The sequence below is a fragment of the Enterocloster clostridioformis genome (genome assembly GCF_020297485.1).
GTDB lineage: Bacteria > Bacillota > Clostridia > Lachnospirales > Lachnospiraceae > Enterocloster > Enterocloster clostridioformis.
The window spans coordinates 39,665-61,185 of sequence record NZ_JAIWZC010000002.1 but is presented as its reverse complement, the minus strand read 5'-3'; the positions used below and the strand labels follow the sequence as shown (position 1 = coordinate 61,185).

The following is a 21,521-nucleotide window of genomic DNA, read 5'->3' as shown; positions in this document are numbered from 1 at the left end:
GCAAAAAGCTGGATTAGGATGAAAATATGAAAAAGGGAAAAGCAGAAGCATATATGGAATTTTGTTTTTTTCTGATCCTGTTATCCGTTTACATGCATGGAATAGGAAAGCTATTCGGACCAATCCGTTTTCCGGATGAATTTGGGTACTGGAGTCATGGCGCCAGGCTTCTGGGGTATGACTGGAATGAGGTTTCAGGCATCCATCCATATTATTCTTTTGGATACGGAATGCTTATGGCGCCGCTGCTTAAATGGTGTTCCAATCCCGTTGTTTTGTACAGAATAGCTGTAAGTATAAATTTCATACTGATTGTCTGGTGCTATGTGCTTCTAAAAAAGATTTTGGTAATCCTGTTTCATGCTCCTGCATATCCCTTTATGACATTGTTTTCAGGACTGGCCATTCTCTATTCATCTTTTATGGTATATGCACAGACGACACTGCCAGAAATCCTTCTTGCATTGCTGTACCTTCTGCTTATAGCCTCAGTCCTGATGTTTTTCCAAAAGCCAAGCGCTTATTACATGGGAGCAATGGCAGCAATATCTGCTGGCCTGTATTTCGTACACATGAGAACCCTTGGAATCGGAATGGCTCTATGGCTGGTGCTGGTTTGGGAAGCGGTAATAAATAAAGATATACGTGCACATGTCCTTACAGGAGCATTGGCCTATGGAATCCTTATCATAGCAGGAATGGTATATAAGAACAACTATATAGACGAAATTTATGGTGTATCAGGAGGTTCCCTGGCAGCCTTGAATGATTTCAGCGGTCAGATTGAAAAGCTGGGGAAACTGACAAATATTAAGGGGATGGCAGATTTCATCTGCTCCTTAGGCGGTAAGCTGTTTTATTTGGGAAGTGCAACCGGAGGTTTGTTTTATTGGGGAATAATGTCTTTACATTCCATGACGGCCTGCAGTATAAGGCATAAAATGGTTGCCGCGCGTTTCGTTTTACTATCAGCATTGTTTACCCTTAGTATTGTATCTTTGTTCATGATTGACACTCCGCGTGTAGATGGTGTTATATACGGCCGCTACAGCGAGATACTCCTCCCAATCTTTATTGGAACAGGGCTGACAGCAATGGTCCGCAGCCCAAGTATGTGGAAAGTGAGCTTTGGAATTATATGTTTCCAAAGTGTTATGATGTACCTTGTCAATTGGAAGATAAGTTCATCTGGTGCCTATGGTATTTACAGACATTCGATTCCGGCGGTGGCATACGCTTTGGAATTATCGTCAAACAGAGTATTCGCATTTACGAAAAATGTATATTTGGGAGGCGTGTTTTTGGGTTTAACCATGGCGGGTGTGCTGTGGATTGTGAGGCAAAGAGAACGGTTTTGGTATTTGGCCTTTTTATGGGCCGTGATTCAATGGGGGCTGGGAATGGATGTATGCGTCCAGATGAATTACAAATACAACAAGGATAATTATCAAGACATCATGATCGCAGAGCAAATAAAGGACATGGTTGGAGACTATGAAAGGATTGTTTTTCTATACTCAGATGGTTACGGATATGTGGATCTGCTTCAATTCTGTCTAAAAGAGAAATCGGTTCACGTGTTAAAAGAACCCTATGGAAGCATAGGGGATGTGACACAGGAAGATATTGTGGTGACCAGCAGACGGGATATCTTTTCAAAGGAATTAAGTCAGACCTATGGGACAAAGAGGGAGTCCGCCCATTTTGAAGTTTATTACAATGAGAAATAAGAAAAATACGATGGATAAATATATGAAGCTAATCATTCAGATGCCTTGTTATAACGAGGCGGAAACATTAAACATTGCATTGGACGCATTGCCCAGAAAACTTGAGGGAATCGATTGTATCGAATATCTAATCATAAATGACGGCAGCAGGGATGCTACCCTTCAGGCAGCCAGGCAGTGGGGCGTAAACTATATTGTGAATTTTAAACAAAATAAAGGCCTTGCGAAAGGCTTTATGGCTGGGATAGATGGATGTCTCAGCAAAGGGGCAGATATTATCGTGAATACAGATGCTGATAACCAGTATTGCGCGGAGGATATCAGCAAACTGATAGAGCCTATTCTTCGGGAAGAGGCCGATATCGTAGTGGGAGCAAGACCCATTGATAAAACAGAACATTTTTCCCCCGTTAAGAAAAAGCTGCAGCATTTTGGAAGCTGGGTAGTGAGAAAAGCTTCCAATACTCAGATTCCAGACGCGCCCAGTGGATTTCGGGCATACAGTAGAGAAGCGGCCATGAGGATGAATGTAGTTAATGACTATACATATACGTTAGAGACCATTGTACAGGCCGGCAGGGAAAAGATACCGATGACAAGCGTACCTGTAAGGACCAATGGAGAACTGCGTCCTTCCAGGCTGTTTAACAGCATATGGGGGTATGTAAAGAAATCCATGATTACAATTATCAGGGCGTATATGATGTATAAACCGTTAAAGTGTTTTACATTTCTGTGCATTCCTCCCATATTAGTTGGTGGAATGATTGGAATCCGTTTTTTGATCTTCTATTTTAAGGGCACAGGAACCGGACATGTGCAGTCTCTGATTTTGGCATGTACGTTAATTATAATTGGATTTCTCACGTTAATGATGGGACTTTTAGGTGATATACTTGCATCCAATAAGAAGTTGCTGGAAGACACCCAATATCATGTTAGGCGGATTGAATATGATATCTTACAAAATAAAAGAGAAATAAAGGAATATAGTGAAGGAACAGGTGATGCAGAGGGGGATGCCCATGAATGATAGTAAGAAACGAGTTGTTCTGATTGGCCCTGTTTATCCGTATAAAGGGGGAATTTCACATTATACCAGCCTTATGTACCGTGCTCTTTCTGAAAATTATCTGGTTGAAATGGTGTCCTACCGGCTGCAGTATCCCCGATTCCTTTTTCGGAAGGAACAAAAGGATTACAGCAATGACAGTTTCAAAATAAAAGGGACCAAATACTGGATTAACACAATGGCTCCTTGGAATTGGATTGAGTGCAGCAAAAAAATCAAACAGCTAAAGCCGGATCTGATTATCATCCAATGGTGGCATCCATATTTTACCCCCTGTTATTTGGCATTGGCCTGTCTGTTAAAAAGGTGCAGAATTCTGTTTGTATGTCATAATGTATTACCTCATGAACATTTCCCGGGAGACCGATTTTTAACCCGAATGGTACTGTCCAGAGGAAACGGGTTTATTGTCCAGTCAAAGAAAGATGCAGCGGATTTGCTTCAGATGATTCCGGAGGCTCTGTATCATCAGACCGTCCATCCCACTTATAATGCGTTTAAATTCAGTAATATAACCAGGGAAGAAAGCAGAAAACGGCTGGGTATTGATAGCGGGTACAAAGTGCTGTTGTTCTTTGGTTTTATAAGGGAATATAAAGGCCTGAAGCATCTTATAAGAGCGCTGCCCGCCGTGGTGGAATCATGTGAACAGGTAAAGCTGTTGATTGTGGGGGATTTTGGTAGTGACAGGGAGAGCTATTTGAAGCTGATTGATGAAAATTCCATGGCAGATTATATAAGAATATGTGATGGCTACATACCTGACCGGGAGGTCGAACCATATTTTTCAGCCTGCGATTTAGTTATTCTGCCTTATGAAAGCGCCACGCAGAGTGGAATCGTGCAGATTGCCTTTGGATTTGAAAAAACAGTGGTGGTTACCAATGTGGGCGGGCTGCCTGACGTGGTCCAGGATGGAAAAACCGGATACGTGGTGGAGGCTGGGAACCATACAGAATTGGCAGAGGCGATAATCCGCTATTTTAAAGAAGGAAGGGCGGAAGAATTCACGGAAAATGTACGAAAAGATGCGTATCGGTTTTCCTGGGACAGAATGGTTGAGGTGGTGGACAAGCTGGACAAAATGATAGATGGAGGTACGGGAGGATGCGTTTACTAGTTACAGGAGCAACTGGATTCATAGGGAAACATCTTACGGAAGCATTGCTGTTAAATGGAAATGAAGTGGTATGTGTAACCAGAAAGAAAATATCCGATGGAGAGTTTTCAAAACCAGTGGAGAATATCATCTGTGATTTGCGGGAGATTGAAACGATAGATGACCAGATGCAGGGGATAGATGTGGTAATACATGCGGCGGCTCAATTAGGACATTATGGGATACCTTATGAATATTATTACAAGGTGAATTATCTTGCCACATTAAAACTGGCTGAACTGGCCATTAAACATAGAGTAAAGCAGTTCATATTTTGCAGCGCGCCATTTGTGACTGGTTTGGAAGGACGGAATGTATCGGAGGATGCCCCCTATCATCCCACCAACCCTTATAGTGAAACGAAAATGCTTGCGGAACAGGCGGTTATACAACGATGTAAGAATATGATGCCATATACTATTTTAAGGCCTTGCTTTGTTTATGGAGCAGGTGATGTGAGAAGGACTGCCTTATACAGAAGCATTAAAAAGAAGAGGTTTGTTCTGACTACAAATGGAAAGGCTTACCTTCATCCTACGTATGTGTCTGATATTGTTGATGGGTTTTTATTGTCTGTTCTGAATGAAAATGCGTATAATGAAATTTTTAATTTAGGCGCAGAACAAGACTGCACGGTCAAAGAATATTTGGAGTGTATAGCTAAATATACAGGAAGCAGTCTGATTCATATGAATATAGGATATACAATGTCTGTTTGTCTGGCAAATGTGATTGATGGAATATCAAAGGTTATGTTTAAAAAAGCTGGTTTTGTTAATAAAGGTAGAATTGATTTCCTGGCAAAAGATCATTCCTGTGATATAAGTAAGGCACGCAGGGTATTGGGATACGCACCCCAAATAAATCTGGATACCGGAATCAGGCTGTCAGTTGAATGGGCAAAGGAAAATGGGTATTTATAACAGGAGGCGGACGTGGAAAAAGAGGTATTTGGCGTAATATATGAACGGTTTTCCGTGGGGCGGAAACTATCTTCATTTGGAGTGAAACATGATATAAAGACAGTGCTGGAAATGCCGGCTCACGGAGCTAAGGCCATGCCATCTATTTATTCCTTAGGATTTGGAACGTGTGCACAAAAGATTACACTGGTTAACGGCAATCCCAAATATATATCTGAGTGGAAAAAGATTGGTGCGGCGCACAAAATAGAATGGGTTCATGAAGATGACATTTTGCAAAGCTCCTTTCAGGACAAGTCCTATGATTTTGTATGGAATTTCGCATACCTTCCGACTTGTCCGGAGCCAGATAAGCTGATTGAGGAAATGAAACGTATCAGTAAAAAATATGTGGCTGTGTTCTCGGTTAACGCAGGAAATATTGGTTTTCCGGTCCACAGGCTTGTCCATAAAAAAACAGGGATTCCATGGACACATGGAGATATAAGGTACAACAAGCGCGGCTTTATAAGAAAAAGGTTAGAGAAACATGGGCTGACAATCGTGGAAACCGGTTTTGTGGATTGTCCGGTGTGGCCGGATTCTCTGGGATTTCGGGATGTGAGACTGCACAGGATGAATGTGGATTTTAACACAATGGATTGGGAAACTCCCTATACCCAGATGCTGGCTCAAAACAGATTTCCCCTATGGATAAAGCTGGTTTATCTTGTAGAAAAGCTGCCCATGCCAAAGAAGATAAAATCAATCCATTCTCATATTAATTATACCATTGCGAAAGTTGAGAAATAAATGAAAAAACAAGACTTATTTTTTATATTAGGGCCGGAATTGATTTCTTATAGGTTAAACCGTTGGTTTGGATACAAAGATTTCCAGCCCATAACATTGACCTATTCAGTGACAGCAGCATGTCAGTCAAAATGTAAAACATGCCAGATTGGAGCTATGTTCTGTCAGGATCCATCCAGAGCCAAAAAAGATTTGAGACTGGATGAGATTGAAAAGATATTTAAGAATATGAGACCGGTTTATTTTTTCAATATGAGCGGCGGAGAGCCGTTTCTCAGACCAGATTTGCCGGAAATCGTGGAACTGGCATGTAAATATATAAAGCCAAGGGTAGTACATACCCCTACCAACGGAATTATGACAGAAAGAATCGCAGAGCATACGGAAAAAATCATCAGAATCGTCCGTCAGTATGATAAAAACGTGCCTGTGACCGTCAAACCCTCTATTGACGGAGTGGGAAAATTACACGATGAAATCCGTGGTGTAGAGGGGAATTTTAACCAGCTTTTAAAGACAATTGTATCACTTAAAAGACTAGAAGATTGCTATGATAATTTTCATTTGGAATTGGGAACCGTTGTATCCAATTTTAATATTGACTATCTGGATGAAATAGAGGATTTCGTTCATGGACTGGGCGTGGAGAGTTACCGGAATGAAGTGGCGGAATGCCGCACAGAGTTTTTTAACCTGGGAGACAATATAACCCCGCCGGCGGAGGTTTATCAGAAACTGATTAAGGAATTCGCAGGAAAAGTAGAGGACAATATTGGGTCAAAGAAATCATTAGCCAAGACAACAGAAGCACTGCGTGTGGTTTATTATGAAATTGCAGGGAAGATATTAGAAACGGGAAAGCAGGTGATTCCATGTTATGCGGGAGTTTCCAATGTCCATATCAATTATGATGGAGGGGTGTGGCCATGCTGTGTTCTTGGATATGAGAAGGAGATGGGTAACCTGAGAGATTATGAGTATGATTTCCAGAAATTATGGCGTTCTCCCAAGGCTGAAGAGGTGAGAGCCTATATAAAATCTCAAAACTGCGCCTGCCCATTAGCCAATCAGGGATATTCAAATATTCTGATGCATGTACCTTCCCTGGTGAAAGCTGGCAGAAAGATGTTGGAGTTTTCCCGTAAATGAAAGGGGGAGGAATGAGCAAAAGGGTCATAAAAGCAATGGGAACTGGAGTGACTGTCGTTTCTGTATTCTTCCTTATCAGGAAGCTGTGTTCCTTTCATCTGAAGCCGGAGCAGATTCTAGAAACCGGCCGCCTGGGGTATCTAATGCTTTTGAGCTTACTGTTTGCCGTACATATGGTAATAGTGGGAGTTCCCTGGAAATGCATCACGGAATATATATCCGGAATTAAGATACCCTATCCTCTGGTAGCCTTTGTTGTATGTAAGGCAAATCTATATAAATACCTGCCCGGAAATGTGTTTCAATATGTTGGACGGAATGAAATAGCTGTGAGACAGAATATCAGCCATGGAAAGGTGGCCTTGTCAACATTTGGGGATATTCTGATGAATCTGGTATCAGTGGCTCTGTTGTCCATAATGCTCTGCAGAGGAGGAATTAGGGACATATGGTTATATTATAATCTTCAACAGCGCCTTTGGGTATTATGCTTTGGAGGTGGAATCCTAATCCTGCTAGCAGTCATTGCTGGTATCATTGGCATACAAATTCGCAGGAAGAAAGGAGACCGCCGGAAGTTACGGTTCGGAAAGAAAGTAGTGAGAGAGATTGTTCCCAGAGGTATGTTCTGTATGGCCTATTATTTCTTCCTGGGTATTTATACAGGTATTATGTTTTACTTCATCGTATCTGTCGTATTGGGGGAAAATGTATTAGTGTCACAGGTCCCGTTGCTTATGGGAGGATATCTGTTTGGATGGGCAGCGGGGTTTGTGATACCGGGAGCTCCAGGAGGGATAGGTGTAAGGGAAGCTGTCACGGTTGTAATTTTATCAGCCTCGTTTGATCAGAAGATAATACTGGAAGCGATTCTGCTTTATCGGTTTGTGAATGTGTTAGGGGATATAGGCGGATTTTTGATGGCAGATATCATATACACATTTTCAGCAAAAACACAGTAATAGCGAAGGAAGTCCCCATGCATAAGAGAAAAATAAATATAAGAAAATACAAGTATGAGATTTTTTTGTATGCCGCGTTTGTTTTAATAAACAGTATTCCATGCCTTTTTTTGACTGTACCTGTTTTTTGTGATGGATTGAATACAATCGCGGTACCGGCTTATATAAGCGGCTGTGATTGGAATGAATATCTGTATGCAGACGGGTATTATTACAAATATGGAGTAACGATTTTATATTTGCCATTATTTTATCTGTTCCGTTCCCCGATTGTGCTGTATCGGGCCATGCTGCTGTTGAATGTTTTAGCGGCAGGGGTAATTCCTGTCATCGCATATAGAATATCCATGGATTATTTGGATATACAAAAAAAGGAAAATGCATTTCTCATAGCAGGCGTAACCGCCTTTTTGCCGGCGCTAACATTGAATATAAAATACACATGGGCGGAGACCGTTCTTCTGGTCTCGCCTTGGATGATCCTCCTTCTTCTTCTGAGAATCCATGAAGATAAGGATGCCGGGAAACAGGTAAGGGACAGCATCTTAATTGCGTGTTCCTCTGTATTTGCGTATATGGCACATCAAAGAGGCATTGTGGTGGTTCTGGCCACGTTTCTGACCGTTGTATACATACGTTTTGTTCGGAAAAAGGCAAATCTGAGAATCGGAGTTTATCTGATTACAGCTATGGTTTTGCTGATTGCTGACAGGTTGGTGGACGGGCTGGTAAAGCAGTATGTATTCAATGCGGGTGTGAACACGGTAAACAGTACATTTTCCTTTTGGGATGCAAACATGTGGGAGAGATTGCTGTCCTTTACCGGCCTTCAAACCATAATAAAGATTATATACGGCTGGCTATTTAATGTGTTTACCGGCAGTGGCGGTCTTGTTTGTCTGGGGCTGTGTGTCACCTTGGTCTGCTGTTTCAGATACAAATCCAGTGAAGGGGGATACTGCATCCATTTGATTAGTGTATTTTCCCTTTTATGCTTTGTTGGTGCATTTGCCTTGGGAGGTCTTTTTTTCTTCTCCGATATTTATCTGTATTATACCGGAGAAATGGTTAGAAGATGCGACAAGCTTATTTATGGAAGATATCTGGAGTCTTCCATATCGATACCGGTGTTAATGGGCATGTATTTTTTTCTGGAGAAAGGCTCTCTTTTTATAAAACGCAGAAGATATATCTTTTTAATCATGGGCTCGGTATATTTATTTTTTCTTGTTAATATCGCAGGTAAGGTGAATGGGGTGGTTGCATGGCCCCATAATACGATGACTATTAATATATTCTGCAATCTGGCCCAGTGCAGACATGGATACGGTGCTATCCGTAATCTGGCCCAGGGGCTGACCGTCTATGGTGCATTGGCTATCGTAATTCTTATGTCAATATTCGTATTTCATAAAAAGCAGAGAATGGCTTGTATGGGATTGATAGCTGTTTTTATTTCAATCTTTGTTTGGAGTTCCTATAATGTGATTTACCGGATGGACAAATATGAGATAGAGAACATGGAAATGACAAGAAACCTGGTAAAAGGTCTTGAGCAGCTTCCAGAGGATTACAAAGTAATTTTTTTGGACGATGAGATTACCAGAAGCTCCTATCAGTATATGTTCCGTGATTACTATATTGTGACAGGCAGGGATAATAATAGGACACAGATAAAAGATATGATAATCGTCTCTCCCAAAGGAGTGATAAATGAGGAGTTGGACCAGGGAGACTATTTTGAATTAGTGGATATGGAAACAGAAAGTCCGGATTACCATTTGTATATCAAGGGGCGGGGCATGAATCAATGGATGAACCAAAATGGAATCCGGACAAAACAGCTGAAATCAGGGGGAAGGGGACAGTGAATACATACGCAGTGATTATGGCCGGAGGAGGAGGGAGCCGTTTTTTGCCTCTTAGTCTTGGGAATGCAGCCAAAGAGTTATTAAGGAGAATATGCTTATGAATATTGCAGTTGCAGGGTTGGGGTATGTTGGACTAGCCAATGCTGTTCTTTTGGCACAACATCATAAGGTCACAGGCGTGGACATTATGAAGGACAAGGTCGAATTAATAAACAATGGTTGTTCACCGATTGAAGACAGGGAATTAGAGCGGTATCTAAAAAAAGGAAATTTAGATCTTAAGGTCACGACAGATGGAGAATCAGCTTATAAAGAAGCTGAATATGTGATTATCAGCACGCCTACCAATTATGACCCGGTTAAAAACTATTTTGATACTACTACAGTGGAAAGTGCCATAAGCCAGGTCAAGGCTGTAAACCCCAATGCCATAATTGTTATCAAGTCAACCGTTCCTGTGGGCTATACAGAGGAGATTCGTAAAAAGCTGAATTATAGAAATATCATGTTTTCACCCGAGTTTCTGAGAGAAGGAAAAGCCTTATACGACAATTTATATCCTTCCAGAATTATTGTGGGAACAGAGTTAAATGACAGAGTCCTGCTAAATAAAGCGCATCTGTTTGCAAATATGCTGGAGAATGGGGCCCGGAAGAAAGAAATTCCAGTGCTTCTCACCAATAGTACGGAAGCAGAAGCAGTAAAGTTGTTTGCCAATACATATCTGGCGCTGCGGATTTCATTTTTTAATGAACTGGACACTTATGGAGAGGCAAGGAATTTAAATACCAGACAGATTATTGAAGGCGTATGTCTCGACCCAAGAATAGGGAATCATTATAACAATCCCTCCTTTGGATACGGTGGATATTGTCTGCCTAAGGATACAAAGCAGCTTCTGGCGAATTATAAAGATATTCCGGAACAGTTAATAAGGGCGATTGTGGAATCCAACCGTATACGAAAGGACTTTGTAGCCCAGAGGATATTGGAAAGGGTGGGGAACAAAGTGTATGAATCAGAGGGATGCACGGTAGGAATTTTCCGCCTCACCATGAAAGCAGGCTCGGATAACTTCCGTCAATCGTCCATACAAGGTGTTATGCGCCGTCTCAAAAGGCATGGAATAAGGATGATAGTATATGAACCTGCATTAAAAGAAGGTCAGTTCTGTGACTGTCCGGTAGAGAAATCATTGGAGGATTTTAAGGAAAAATCGCATATTATTATAGCCAACCGGTATAGTGACGAATTGGCTGATGTGATGGAAAAGGTTTATACAAGGGATATTTATTATAGGGATTGAAATTAGTTTAAAATCAGAGTGGCAATGGATTATACGAGGAAGCGACAGAAGCAGAGTTTTCTATGGAGTCAGACCATCTCATTGCATATAGCTGTGAAAACTATGATGGATATCGGTGGCGGAATAAGTGGTTTCCACAAAAGGGTAAGGATGGAAACTTATAAAGATGGAAACTTATAAATAGGAAGAAGAGCAGTGTATGTATGAGAGTATATACACTGCTGTATTTTTATTTCGGTATATTGTATAATGGAGTTAGATGATTAGGTGGCTGAAATTGTAATTTAAAAGGTGGTTTAAAATGGACATTAATGAACTATACAACATATATCAAGGAAATCCGGAGAAATTTAAAAAGATTGTATTGTATCGCAACCTTCTTGGCTCGCCAATTTCATATAATTACAAAGATTCAGATTTAGAATCTTTAGTACAGATGATAATGTCAATGGATGAAAAATATGAAACAGACTTTGGATTTATGATGATGGAACTGGGGTTGGCTTATGAGGCTATTTATAGTAACATGAAAAAAAATAATGCTGCCAGAGAAAAGACGGAATTTATGAACTATCCATTGGATTATCAATTGAGGGCATTAATTTCGTTTTTTGAGGATCAGCATAAACTTGGTATTGAGTTGAATGACATAGATGGTAAAAAGCCATTCACAGGGATAAAGCATTTGGTTGCAAATGTAGAATCTGAAATCTATCCTGGTATGAGATATTCAACATCACAGAATAGTGAAAATCTAATAGAACTGATAGATTATTCAATTCCTTATTTATATTATTATGACAGTAATTTTGAAAAACCTTGCGATAATCTAACATATGAGCAATGTTTGCGATGTCCGGATATTATGGAGTTCGTTCATCATTCAAATTTTTGTGAATTAGCAAACGGATTATGGTCCCTTTATATATATAAAGATTACTCTGTTAAACTTGGAAAAACGGATACAGATGATGATATTATAGTTTTCGCGCCCAATTCCAATGAAGCGAGTTTAATTGATTTTGTTGCAGGAATACGCAGAGAGGCCAGAAGATTCCAAAATAGTATTGATTTATTGATATCAAATCAAAATAGAATAATTTATGGAAATAAGTTTATAATACGCCTTGCCAAGAGAATAAAGTTGGATTTGTGGAGAAGCATTTTTGAACTGGAATTGGAGGTCTACCTGCGTTGTAATTTATCTGCTAACTGCACAATGAAAATTATAAAGCAGACGGATATTTTTCCAGCCTATTTAAGGCAAACATTACCATATGGTAAATTGAATGATTTCCTAGAAGTTCATGAATTTTTATTGACAATGAGTGAAATATATTCAAATATCTTAAATCATAATTGGAAAGAAATTGAACGTGATCGATTTAATTATCTATGTCCAGTAGTTGATATTGATTTGTTAATCAAAAGTTTTTCACGATTATATGGCAAGAGTTTAAATACGGCTGCTAAGCTGGTGGAGTGGTTTATATATTATCCGCAACGCGGGAAAGAGGGCGATTTATTCTCAAAACCGTTGGTTCAAATAAGTGGTAAAAGGGTTTTATTTGCCCCTAATTTGATTCAACAAATTAATATAACCCGGATGCTTGAGCAGATTATGCTGGATTATAAAATAAAGCGGGCGGCAATCGGAGATGAGTATGAATCCTATTTAAGAAATCAATTGTCGCAGTCTTCCTTATGGAATGTCTATACAGATAAGATAGAATTTAAATCATCTATAGGAAATACAGATTTTGATGTTATAGCTTTATTTGATAATCATGTTGTGATAATTGAAATAAAGCATCTGGTGACACCTTACGATCCCAAACGTTACTATGAAGACCGCCAAGAGATAAAGAAGGCCATAAAACAGCTTAAACTAAGAAAGCAGGTTTTATTAAGGGATTGGGCATTGATTAGAGATATAACCAAAGGATTTCTTCCTCCTGAACCTTATCCGGAAGAACGAATGATTCAATTGGTCTGCACGAATATAGATAGCTTTACATCGCTGGAAATTGATGGCATAAGAATTGTCGATGAGTCCGTTCTAATCAGGTTTTTTTCTGACAATGGCCAGTATGTAAAGATATGGAGTGGGTCGAAGATTTATAAAAAAGAGAAAATATGGGAAAATAGCCAACCAACCATCGATGATTTCAAGAGATATATTGCTTCTCCGACTGCGGTGAAATGGTATAGGGAGGTTGTAAAAAGAAAAAATTTAACAATACCAAGATATGGAGAAGGAGATTATCTTGGCACGGTAAATTATATTTGTAAGTAGGTAATAATCAGTATCTGCAAATTTCCATCCACATTTGATAAGATAAGTTCAAATGATGGAGGTGATACCAATAAATACGAATGACAATGTAACCTCAAAGGCTGACCTTTGGGCAGACCGGTTCCATGCTTTCCAGGAAAGCGGTTTATCCCGCAAAGAATGGTGTCAGCAGAATGGAATCCCACAGTCTACACTGGGTTACTGGATCCGAAAGCTCCAGTCAGAAGCAGCTGAGACAGAAAGTGCTTCTGATCCGGTGTTTGCAAAGCTCCCTTCGGAACATGAACTCCATTTCAGTACAGCAGGTACAGGAAAACCTCCTGTGATGATCTGTCTCCCGGAAAATATCCGGATTGAAGTTGCTGCGGACTGTCCAGCCAGACTGTTGACTGCCCTGCTTCAGGCCTTAAAGAACTATGCTTGATTTTTCCGGAAGTACTACGGTCTATCTGGCATGTGGCTGCACGGACCTCCGGAAGAACTGCACTGGTTTAGCGGAGAGTATGAAAAAAAGTCTGTAAATTGAGATCTTCTATGATAAGTTAATGAGAAAGGTAGGTGGATGTCGTGACCACCTACCTTTACTATACGGATGCTTTTGGATTCTGTCAAGATGTATTGGAAAATCCCATCAAATTATGGTACACTTCTTACAGGAAAACATCAGGAGGTGTGCCATGAAGCTAAAAACAGACGATCCCTTTGTACCTGAAGATATCAGGGCAAAGATCAATGGACTGCAGTCCCTGCTGGATCATGCAGCCGACTTATACAGTGATATCTATAGCTGGTATGACAGTGAACTGAAATCCTATGACCCGAAAGCCACCGCAGACGATGAACTGTTTGACCCTGGCACAGGGACTGTTGTGGAGGGGATCGATTACCTGTCTATCATGGAATCCCTGTCAGAGCTGCAGACAGCCAACGAATGTAAAATGCAGAGGGATTAACCTTGTGTCCCATCGGCCTGGCCTCTGGCGATGTCTTCCCGTATCAGGGCCTTGATGGCCCCTTGGACGGAAGTGTCCCTGCCATATTTGTGCTGTCTGACCCAGGCCAGGATATCTGCATCTGTCTTCATATTCAGTTTTAACTTCACCTGTACAGTATTATAGCTGTCGTACCTGTCCTGAGCATCGTATTTTGAAAATCCATACATGGAAAGCTCCTTTCCGGATAGGTGTACACCTATGCCTGTGCGCTCTTATTCCGGCAGTCTGCCTTCGTACATAATGGACAGTTCCCCATAGACCTGCCCCCAGTTGCGGATGGGCATGGTCCACTTCTTCGTCGCCTCGAACGTGGCCAGGTACAGAGCCTTTAAGAGCGCCGTGCTGCCCGGGAACACGCTCCGCTGGCGGTTGAGCTTCCGGTAGGTAGAGTTGAGGCTCTCGATCGCGTTGGTAGTATAGATCACCTTCCTGACCTCCATGGAAAACTTGAAGATGGGGGATACCACATCCCAGTTGTCATGCCAGCGTTTCATTGAGTTGGGGTACTTTGGCGTCCACTTTTCCGTCACCTTCTCCAGCGCCTCCAGCGCCTTTTCCTCGTTTGCGGCATGGTAGATGGTTTTCAGGTCCGTGGCAAATGCTTTCCGGTCCTTGTCGGAGACGTATTTCAGCGTGTTCCGTACCATATGTACGATGCAGCGCTGCTGCTCCGTCTTCGGGAATGCCGCCGTTATGGCTTCCTTAATGCCCGTGAGCCCGTCCGAGCAGAGAATGAGGATATCCTTCACACCGCGGTTCTTCAACTCGTTCAGAACGCAGAGCCAGTACTTGGAGCTTTCATTCTCCCCGATCTGTATGCTCAGGACTTCCTTTTTACCTTCCAGCGTAAGGCCGAGGATGACATAGGCGGCAAGCTTGCGGATTACCCCGTCCTCCCGCACGGAATAATGGATTGCGTCGATGTAGACCACGGGATAGACTTCCTCCAGCGGGCGGTTCTGCCAGTCTTCAATCTGCGGCAGTATCTTGTCCGTCACGTCCGAGATGAACCCTTCCGAAGCCTCAAAACCATAAATGTCCATCAAGGTATCCGAGATTTGGCGGGTTGTCATGCCTTTTGCATACATGGATATGATCTTCTGGTCAATGCCGGAAATGTCCTTCTGGCGCTTTCTTACCACCTGGGGTTCAAACGTGGACTTCCTGTCCTGGGGCACCTGGATGTCCATGCTCCCGAAGCTGCTGTTGATCCGCTTGGGCTTGTAGCCATTGCGGTAATCATCCGAATCCGACCGTTCTGACCTCCCATAGCCGAGATGCTCATCCATCTCCGCTTCCATCATCTCCTTCAGGGTGCTCCCCAGCAGGTCTTTGAGGGCTTCCTGGATATCCTCCGCAGTCTGGATGTCATACTCTTCCAGGAGCTGATGGACGATGTTCCTTTTCCCCTCCGTCATGACTACTTTGTGTACGGGCTGTTTTTCTCTTCTTGCCATAATAATAGGCCTCCTTATGATAATAGATTTTATCATAGAAGACCTAATGCTTAATAGCTATTTACAGAAAAACTTTCATACTCTCGTTTAGCGGCCATCATCAAACTGAAATTCCATCTCGATCCGTACTCCCGCTGTATGTTCGCGTTCTGCAATCGCAGGCGCACATTGCTCAAGATCCTTCAGTGGGACGGGTCAGGGTTTTGGATCCTGATGAAACGGCTGGACCGCGATTCCTTCCATTGGCCTGACACACCGGATGAACTGCAGAAAGTTACGCTGAAAGAGATCCATTGGCTGTGCGATGGTTTATCCCTGAACCCCAGCGGCGCATTTGAAGAACGTCACCCGAAGATCGTCATATGAGCCCGGATCCTGTCAATTCGCAAAAAGCCAAAAATCACTTTGTTTTGGGCGGATTTTCCTCCGTCCCGGAATGCAGTTTCCTATAGGAACGGAATGCTTTTTCTGGTATACTTTCTGGCAGAGATTTCAGAAAGTTGAGGCTGTGTTATGGATCCGCTTTTTACAGAGGAACAACTGAACAAGATGAGCAGGGAGGATATCATCTCCCTGATGAAAACCATGCAGGAGCATTATCAGAAACAGGAAACAAAGATCCAGATCCTCGAAGAAAAAACAAAGGAACTGGAATTCCTGAATGCGATGCTTTCTGACCGTCTGACTCTTGCGCAGCGGAAACAGTTTGGCCCATCCAGCGAAAAATATGCGGATGGCTATACGCAGCTGAACCTTTTTAACGAGGCAGAGCAGGAAGCAGAGCCTGATGCGCCGGAGCCGGAAATGGAGGAGATCCATCCGTCTTCCTATAAAAGAAAGAAACGTTCCGGCAAAAAGGAGGAAGATCTTTCCGCCTTTGAGACAACGGAAGTAATTGAGTATAAGCTGACCGGCGCGGACCGAAACTGTCCGGACTGCAATACCAAATATAAAGTCGTGACAAAAGAGACGGTGAAGCGCCTGAAGTTTGTCCCTGCACGGTTTGAAGTGGCGGAGGAGGTCACCTATGTTTACAGCTGCCCAAAATGCGGGGCCATGAAACGTCCGGAAAAGGCGCCTTCCCTTCTCAAAGGCAGTGTGGCAACACCATCCCTGGCGGCAGGCATCATGAACGCAAAGTATGTGGGCGGCATGCCCCTTGCGCGTCAGGAACGGGAATTCGCCCGTTACGACCTGAACCTTTCCACAAAGACCATGGCGAATTGGATCATCCAGTGTGCGGACCGGTATCTGCAGCCGCTTTATGAACTGATGAAGGAAGAATTCCTCCGGAGCCGATACGCTCATGGGGATGAAACCCGTGTTCAGGTGATCGATGAGCCGGAACAGAAAGGTTCCACTCAGAACTGGATGTGGGTCTATCTCACTGATGAATACAGCGGCTCACCCCGGATGGTCCTCTTCCAATACGAAAGAACCCGGGCGGGATATCATCCGGTGGAATTCCTTGGGGATCAGTACCAGGGATATTTCACCTGCGATGGATACCGGGCATACCACAGCCTTCCGGAAAGGATCACCGTGACAGGATGCATGGCCCATGCGAGGCGCAGATTTGATGAATCCCTGACCGTTTTGAAAAAGGACTTTACCAAAGAGCAGCTGAAGGAAACAACCGCATATCAGGCAATGGAACGGATCGGGATGTTCTATAAGATCGAAGAGATGATCCGTGACAAGTCACCGGAAGAAAGGTATGAAGAGCGTCAAAAGCAGGCAAAGCCGCTTTTAGAGGCTTTCTTCGAGTGGCTTCATACCCTGGAGGATGCTGTGGACAGATCTTCTAAGATCGGAGAGGCGGTCCTGTATACGCTGAACCAGGAAACCTATCTGAAAAGGTATCTGGAAGATGGCCATCTGAGTATTGACAATCTAGCTGCAGAGCGGGCACTGAAAAATTTTGCCATAGGGAGACGCAACTGGCTGTTTGCCAAAAGCATCCGCGGGGCACAGGCCAGTGCGACTGTGTACAGCATCACAGAAACTGCGCTTCTGAATGGACTGAAGCCATACAACTATCTCACATATGTGATGGAAAAGATGAAAGAACTCGGTGCGTTTCCGGCAAAGGAAGAAATGCTGGAGCTTCTCCCATGGTCCTCCAATCTGCCTGATGATTGCCGCAGCAAACTTAAAAAGTAAAAAACAGATCTTCCCCCGGTAAGTGCTGGGGGATTTCTTATTTTGTCAAGATACGGATTATTACTTACCCTTGATCTTTGACAACTTCATACTGCTTTGCATGCGGCGATTTGAACCTGCGCAGTTTACTGCTGACGTTATCCATATGCTCCTGAAGATCTTCAAGCTGTCCGCTGATGTCATCCATGGCGATCCTGATATCCCCATGGAGCAGTTCTATGGAATTGAGGGCTTCCTCCAGTTCGTCCCGGATGTCCATGTATTCCTCCAGCAGATCCAATACGCCGGACTGGCGCATGCGGTCAGCAAAGGTCTCTGCCGGGCGATGTTCTTTGTTCTGAACCATCAGGCCTCACCTCCCAGCATCTCATGTTCGAGGACAAACCTTACCTGATGTTCGTCCGTGAGACGCTTTCCCTGCTGGCTGGCGTACATCAGACAGCCGTTACAGATCCGGTTGATGCGCCTTGGGATCCCCGTGGACTCGCGGAAGATCTCGTCCATGGCCTTATCGGTAAAGATATCCTGCCTGCCTCCGGCATACGCAAGGTGGGAACGGATATATCTTTCCGTCTGCGCACGGTCAAGATGGGGCAGGATGCAGCTTAAATCAATCCGCTGCCTGACGGCCGCATACCGCTGGAGCCGGAGTTTATCCCACAGCTCCGTCTGCCCGACGAGCACGAGTGCCATAGGGCTCATAGAATCGAATTTATAATTCAGCAGGAAGCGGAATTCCTCAATGGTCTCTTTTTCCAGAAGGTGTGCTTCATCCAGGATGCAGACGACTTTCCTGCCCTGCACGCCGCGGATGATCTCCACCTCCTTCTGAAGCTGCCTCTTGGCATCGCCGCGGTAGAACTTTGATTCCACGCCCAGCTGGTCGAGCATGCCTTTGTAGAACCATCTTGGGGTCAGTTTGGAGTCCGACAGGTAGAGGAAGATATATTCCTCTTTGGGGAGCGTCTCCACAAAACGGCGCACCAGCGTTGACTTGCCGCACCCGGCATCCGCCGTCACCACGGCGAACAGCTGGCGGTCTGCCACATAAGACAGGCGCCCAAGGGTGTCCGCCATCGCCGGTGACTCATACAGCATCCCCGACGGGATATCGCGCACGAAAGGGAGACGCTGCATTTCGTAAAAAGCTTTATACATTGCTGCCACCATCCTTCCTGTACTGTCCGAAAGAGATGGCATCTGCCATGTGCTTTTTGGATGCTGCGCTCTTCTTTTCCAGCGCCTCCAGCATACGGGAATTATCCGGCTCCGTTTCCTGCATGGAAATCGGCAGGGGGTCTTTTTTATCACAAAACGGCCTCATTTCGAGCGGCTTTGCGGTAAACGGTTCAATCCCTTTATGGCGGATCGTGATGGTTTCCGGCGAAGCAGGGTCATAGGAAATCTCCACCCGGAAACCGATAAGGGACGGTTTTGTCTCATATTTGCGGCCCTGAAAGCTGATACAGCCGCCCTTGTCAACAAGGCGTTCTTCATGATGGAGGAACGCTTCCGCCACTACGGATGTATCCAGGAACTTTAAAGGCCGGCAGTCCCGGTTCCACTCCTGGAGAGGGGTGATCCCTTCTGGTGGGACGGGCATGCCAAGGCTCTCATAATACTCCCGGATGCCCTCGTGCGGCTGCTTATGGTAGTATTCCTCCAGGTAGTTTTTCCAGTGCCGGTTAAGCTCTTCCAGTGTTTTGACCTTATGGATCCGGGCCTCCCTGAGAAAAGCATCGACCACCTGATGGAATTTTTCTATTTTCCCCTTTGATTTTCCGCTGCGGACTTTTGCGTGCCGAACCGTAATCCCAAGTCTGGCAAGGGAGAATTTCAGCTGTTTTGCCACATACTGCGAACCGTTGTCAAAGTATACGGCATCACAAGCCCCGGCCTTCAAGAGGACGTTCCGGAAGGTATCCTCCACGATGCTTTCCTCCTGGTTGTCATAAAACCGGGAATGGACCAGGTATCTGGAGTGGTCATCGATGGCGGAGGACAGATATGTCTGCACCATCGCCCCGTTTTTCCCTATGGGGAGCTTACACCCATACTTGATATCAGCCTGCAGCATCATCATCCTGTTGGGCTTGCAGAAACGTTTGGACGAGCTTTCGCGTGCGCTTGCGTATGTCTGCATCTGTCTCGTGCCGAAACCGGCTTTATAAAGGTGACGCTGCAGGGTAGGGCGCTTGAGTACGCCCGGCTCCGCCCAGCCCTCCTGCTCCAGGATGAAGATGATCTGCTCCACGCTCCGCCTGGGTACTTCCTTCCTCAGTTGGATTGCCTGCTCCACAATCTTCCGGTAATTATCCGGCAGCCTCCCGGAGACAACCGCCTGAGCCGGCACGACGGGTTTGAGACCCTCGAAGCCTTTTTCTTCATAGGCGGCAAGGTACCGGAAGATGGTACGCTCGGATAAGCCTGACTTTGAGGCTGCTTCTTCCCGCAGCTGGCTGCGTTTGGCGGGATCCAGGCTCTCATCAAGCAGTGGCGCGATCAAGGTGTAGCGTGAGAGCGCCTCGTTATCCCTCCCGTTTAAATCTTTTTTGATTGTCTGCATGGTATGCACCTCCTTTTTGGACAGCATACCGCAGAAAGCGCTGACAGCCAAAACAAAGTGGGTGCATATAAGATGTCCTCAGACGGATACCAGGAAACCGCCTGAGTTATAGACCATGCGCAGGACAGCGGGAAGCCACCTGTCACAGGATTTCCTAATTGTTTCCAAAATGGCCGCGCCGGCCAGTCCGGGATTCCTTAAGAGGCTCATAGCCTGCCGACAGTAACCTTCTGTCCGGGAGAAGTTTGCCATAAGCCAGTGGTGCCACCGCCGTATGGTTTCATCACAAGGATAATCCTCGTTCATGGTATCCTCCGGCATGATATCACCATCCAGCACGGCAGCGATAAGGTCGGAGCCATAATGCTTATAAGGGACGAGCTTATCAGGGAGAAGACTGTGAAGCCTCCGGCAGCCCTCATTGTCACACCGTCTCCGCTCAATCATCAGCCACACCACCTGTCCGCCATCCAGCTTCATGATTCGTGGTTTCCAGTCACGGTGGCTGACAGGGGACCGGCATATGGGGCATATACAATTTTCGTTACAATGGATAGTAATTACGCCATCCCCCTTGTCAGATTCCGTGTACTCTGATACAATAATCATGGTTTTATCATGAGTCTCAGAGGACACAACTTAGCGGGAGGGTCTTCTGGGACTTTCTCTTTCTGTAGAATGTTCATTGACATTATACAGAGCAAGTCTCTGACATTCAAGCAGAGCAGTATGGATGACAAATTAGCTTAGCAACAACATCAAGAGGCCAGAGAGGGGATTCTGAATGGAGAAGAAGATTATACGGAAGAAGATTTAAGATTGTGGGAATAGGGAAAGTATTAATGTTAAAAGACGTGATATTTTTGATACAGCCTAAAGTGCTAAATGAATTAATTGGCACATTAGCAGAAAAGCCATCAGCAATAAGAAAAGGTCTTTGTGTAATACATTTATTGATTGTTTCGAAGATGGGGTACTTAGAGGGAAAAGTAAAGAAATAAATTTTGATCCAGTAAAAAGTATGAAGAAAAAGAAACCACTGAATCAGATAATCTATTTGCCAGATTATTTTACAGGAAC

The 21,521-nt window shown here is 44.0% G+C and carries 19 protein-coding genes and 1 pseudogene; 14 read left to right on the top strand and 6 right to left on the bottom strand.

Annotated features, from left to right (window positions below):
* Positions 1-26 precede the first annotated feature (26 nt).
* The 12 genes from LA360_RS27385 (at position 27) to LA360_RS27330 (ending at position 14,213) form a co-directional block, all read left to right on the top strand.
* Positions 27-1,730 (top strand): hypothetical protein, encoded by a 1,704-nt coding sequence (locus LA360_RS27385; protein ID WP_225537817.1) that lies wholly within the window; start codon positions 27-29, stop codon positions 1,728-1,730.
* Positions 1,705-2,763, top strand: coding sequence for a glycosyltransferase family 2 protein (locus tag LA360_RS27380; RefSeq protein ID WP_089776262.1), 1,059 nt, complete (start codon positions 1,705-1,707; stop codon positions 2,761-2,763). The genes LA360_RS27385 and LA360_RS27380 overlap by 26 nt, the downstream gene beginning before the upstream one ends.
* A complete protein-coding gene (locus tag LA360_RS27375; protein ID WP_089776263.1) occupies positions 2,720-3,922 on the top strand; it encodes a glycosyltransferase family 4 protein in 1,203 nt (400 codons plus the stop codon). Before LA360_RS27380 ends, LA360_RS27375 begins: the two co-directional genes overlap by 44 nt.
* Positions 3,910-4,884: an NAD-dependent epimerase/dehydratase family protein gene (locus LA360_RS27370; RefSeq protein ID WP_022202218.1), complete on the top strand. Its 975-nt coding sequence runs from the start codon at positions 3,910-3,912 to the stop codon at positions 4,882-4,884. Before LA360_RS27375 ends, LA360_RS27370 begins: the two co-directional genes overlap by 13 nt.
* A 12-nt stretch (positions 4,885-4,896) precedes the next feature.
* A complete protein-coding gene (locus tag LA360_RS27365) occupies positions 4,897-5,676 on the top strand; it encodes a methyltransferase domain-containing protein (protein WP_022202217.1) in 780 nt (259 codons plus the stop codon).
* A complete protein-coding gene (locus tag LA360_RS27360) occupies positions 5,677-6,825 on the top strand; it encodes a radical SAM/SPASM domain-containing protein (protein WP_022202216.1) in 1,149 nt (382 codons plus the stop codon).
* Positions 6,822-7,787 (top strand): hypothetical protein, encoded by a 966-nt coding sequence (locus tag LA360_RS27355; RefSeq protein WP_225537816.1) that lies wholly within the window; start codon positions 6,822-6,824, stop codon positions 7,785-7,787. The genes LA360_RS27360 and LA360_RS27355 overlap by 4 nt, the downstream gene beginning before the upstream one ends.
* A 137-nt stretch (positions 7,788-7,924) precedes the next feature.
* Complete coding sequence (locus LA360_RS27350; RefSeq protein ID WP_225537815.1) at positions 7,925-9,658, top strand: hypothetical protein; 1,734 nt, start codon at positions 7,925-7,927, stop codon at positions 9,656-9,658.
* Positions 9,659-9,755: 97 nt separating this feature from the next.
* Positions 9,756-10,964: a nucleotide sugar dehydrogenase gene (locus LA360_RS27345; protein ID WP_022202213.1), complete on the top strand. Its 1,209-nt coding sequence runs from the start codon at positions 9,756-9,758 to the stop codon at positions 10,962-10,964.
* Positions 10,965-11,265: 301 nt separating this feature from the next.
* On the top strand, positions 11,266-13,260 hold the full coding sequence (locus LA360_RS27340) for a nuclease-related domain-containing protein (RefSeq protein WP_089776264.1): 1,995 nt from the start codon (positions 11,266-11,268) through the stop codon (positions 13,258-13,260).
* A gap of 52 nt (positions 13,261-13,312) precedes the next feature.
* Positions 13,313-13,684, top strand: a complete 372-nt coding sequence (tnpA, locus tag LA360_RS27335; protein ID WP_112481594.1) for an IS66 family insertion sequence element accessory protein TnpA — start codon at positions 13,313-13,315, stop codon at positions 13,682-13,684.
* A gap of 253 nt (positions 13,685-13,937) precedes the next feature.
* Positions 13,938-14,213 (top strand): hypothetical protein, encoded by a 276-nt coding sequence (locus LA360_RS27330; protein WP_002583244.1) that lies wholly within the window; start codon positions 13,938-13,940, stop codon positions 14,211-14,213.
* On the opposite strand, the gene LA360_RS27325 is transcribed toward LA360_RS27330, so the two are convergent.
* The gene (locus tag LA360_RS27325; RefSeq protein WP_002583243.1) at positions 14,210-14,422 is read right to left on the bottom strand and encodes a hypothetical protein; all 213 of its coding nucleotides are present in this window, start codon (positions 14,420-14,422) and stop codon (positions 14,210-14,212) included. The genes LA360_RS27330 and LA360_RS27325 overlap by 4 nt on opposite strands.
* A gap of 45 nt (positions 14,423-14,467) precedes the next feature.
* Positions 14,468-15,673, bottom strand: coding sequence for an IS256 family transposase (locus tag LA360_RS27320; RefSeq protein ID WP_173876956.1), 1,206 nt, complete (start codon positions 15,671-15,673; stop codon positions 14,468-14,470).
* Positions 15,674-15,799: 126 nt separating this feature from the next.
* Here LA360_RS27320 and tnpB point away from each other — a divergent pair.
* Both tnpB and tnpC read left to right on the top strand, forming a co-directional pair.
* Positions 15,800-16,078: pseudogene (gene tnpB / locus LA360_RS27315) on the top strand (IS66 family insertion sequence element accessory protein TnpB); the annotation flags it as partial.
* Positions 16,079-16,225: 147 nt separating this feature from the next.
* Entirely contained in the window at positions 16,226-17,875 is a 1,650-nt protein-coding gene (tnpC, locus tag LA360_RS27310) for an IS66 family transposase (RefSeq protein ID WP_112481596.1), read from the top strand.
* A gap of 64 nt (positions 17,876-17,939) precedes the next feature.
* On the opposite strand, the gene LA360_RS27305 is transcribed toward tnpC, so the two are convergent.
* The 4 genes from LA360_RS27305 to LA360_RS27290 all read right to left on the bottom strand — a co-directional run bounded on the left by LA360_RS27305 (position 17,940) and on the right by LA360_RS27290 (position 21,050).
* Entirely contained in the window at positions 17,940-18,221 is a 282-nt protein-coding gene (locus LA360_RS27305) for a hypothetical protein (RefSeq protein ID WP_089775945.1), read from the bottom strand.
* Positions 18,221-19,033: an ExeA family protein gene (locus LA360_RS27300; protein ID WP_057573143.1), complete on the bottom strand. Its 813-nt coding sequence runs from the start codon at positions 19,031-19,033 to the stop codon at positions 18,221-18,223. The genes LA360_RS27305 and LA360_RS27300 overlap by 1 nt, the downstream gene beginning before the upstream one ends.
* Positions 19,026-20,441: a DDE-type integrase/transposase/recombinase gene (locus tag LA360_RS27295; RefSeq protein ID WP_112481597.1), complete on the bottom strand. Its 1,416-nt coding sequence runs from the start codon at positions 20,439-20,441 to the stop codon at positions 19,026-19,028. Before LA360_RS27295 ends, LA360_RS27300 begins: the two co-directional genes overlap by 8 nt.
* A gap of 78 nt (positions 20,442-20,519) precedes the next feature.
* Positions 20,520-21,050 (bottom strand): DUF6431 domain-containing protein, encoded by a 531-nt coding sequence (locus LA360_RS27290; RefSeq protein ID WP_146774921.1) that lies wholly within the window; start codon positions 21,048-21,050, stop codon positions 20,520-20,522.
* Positions 21,051-21,521 lie beyond the last annotated feature (471 nt).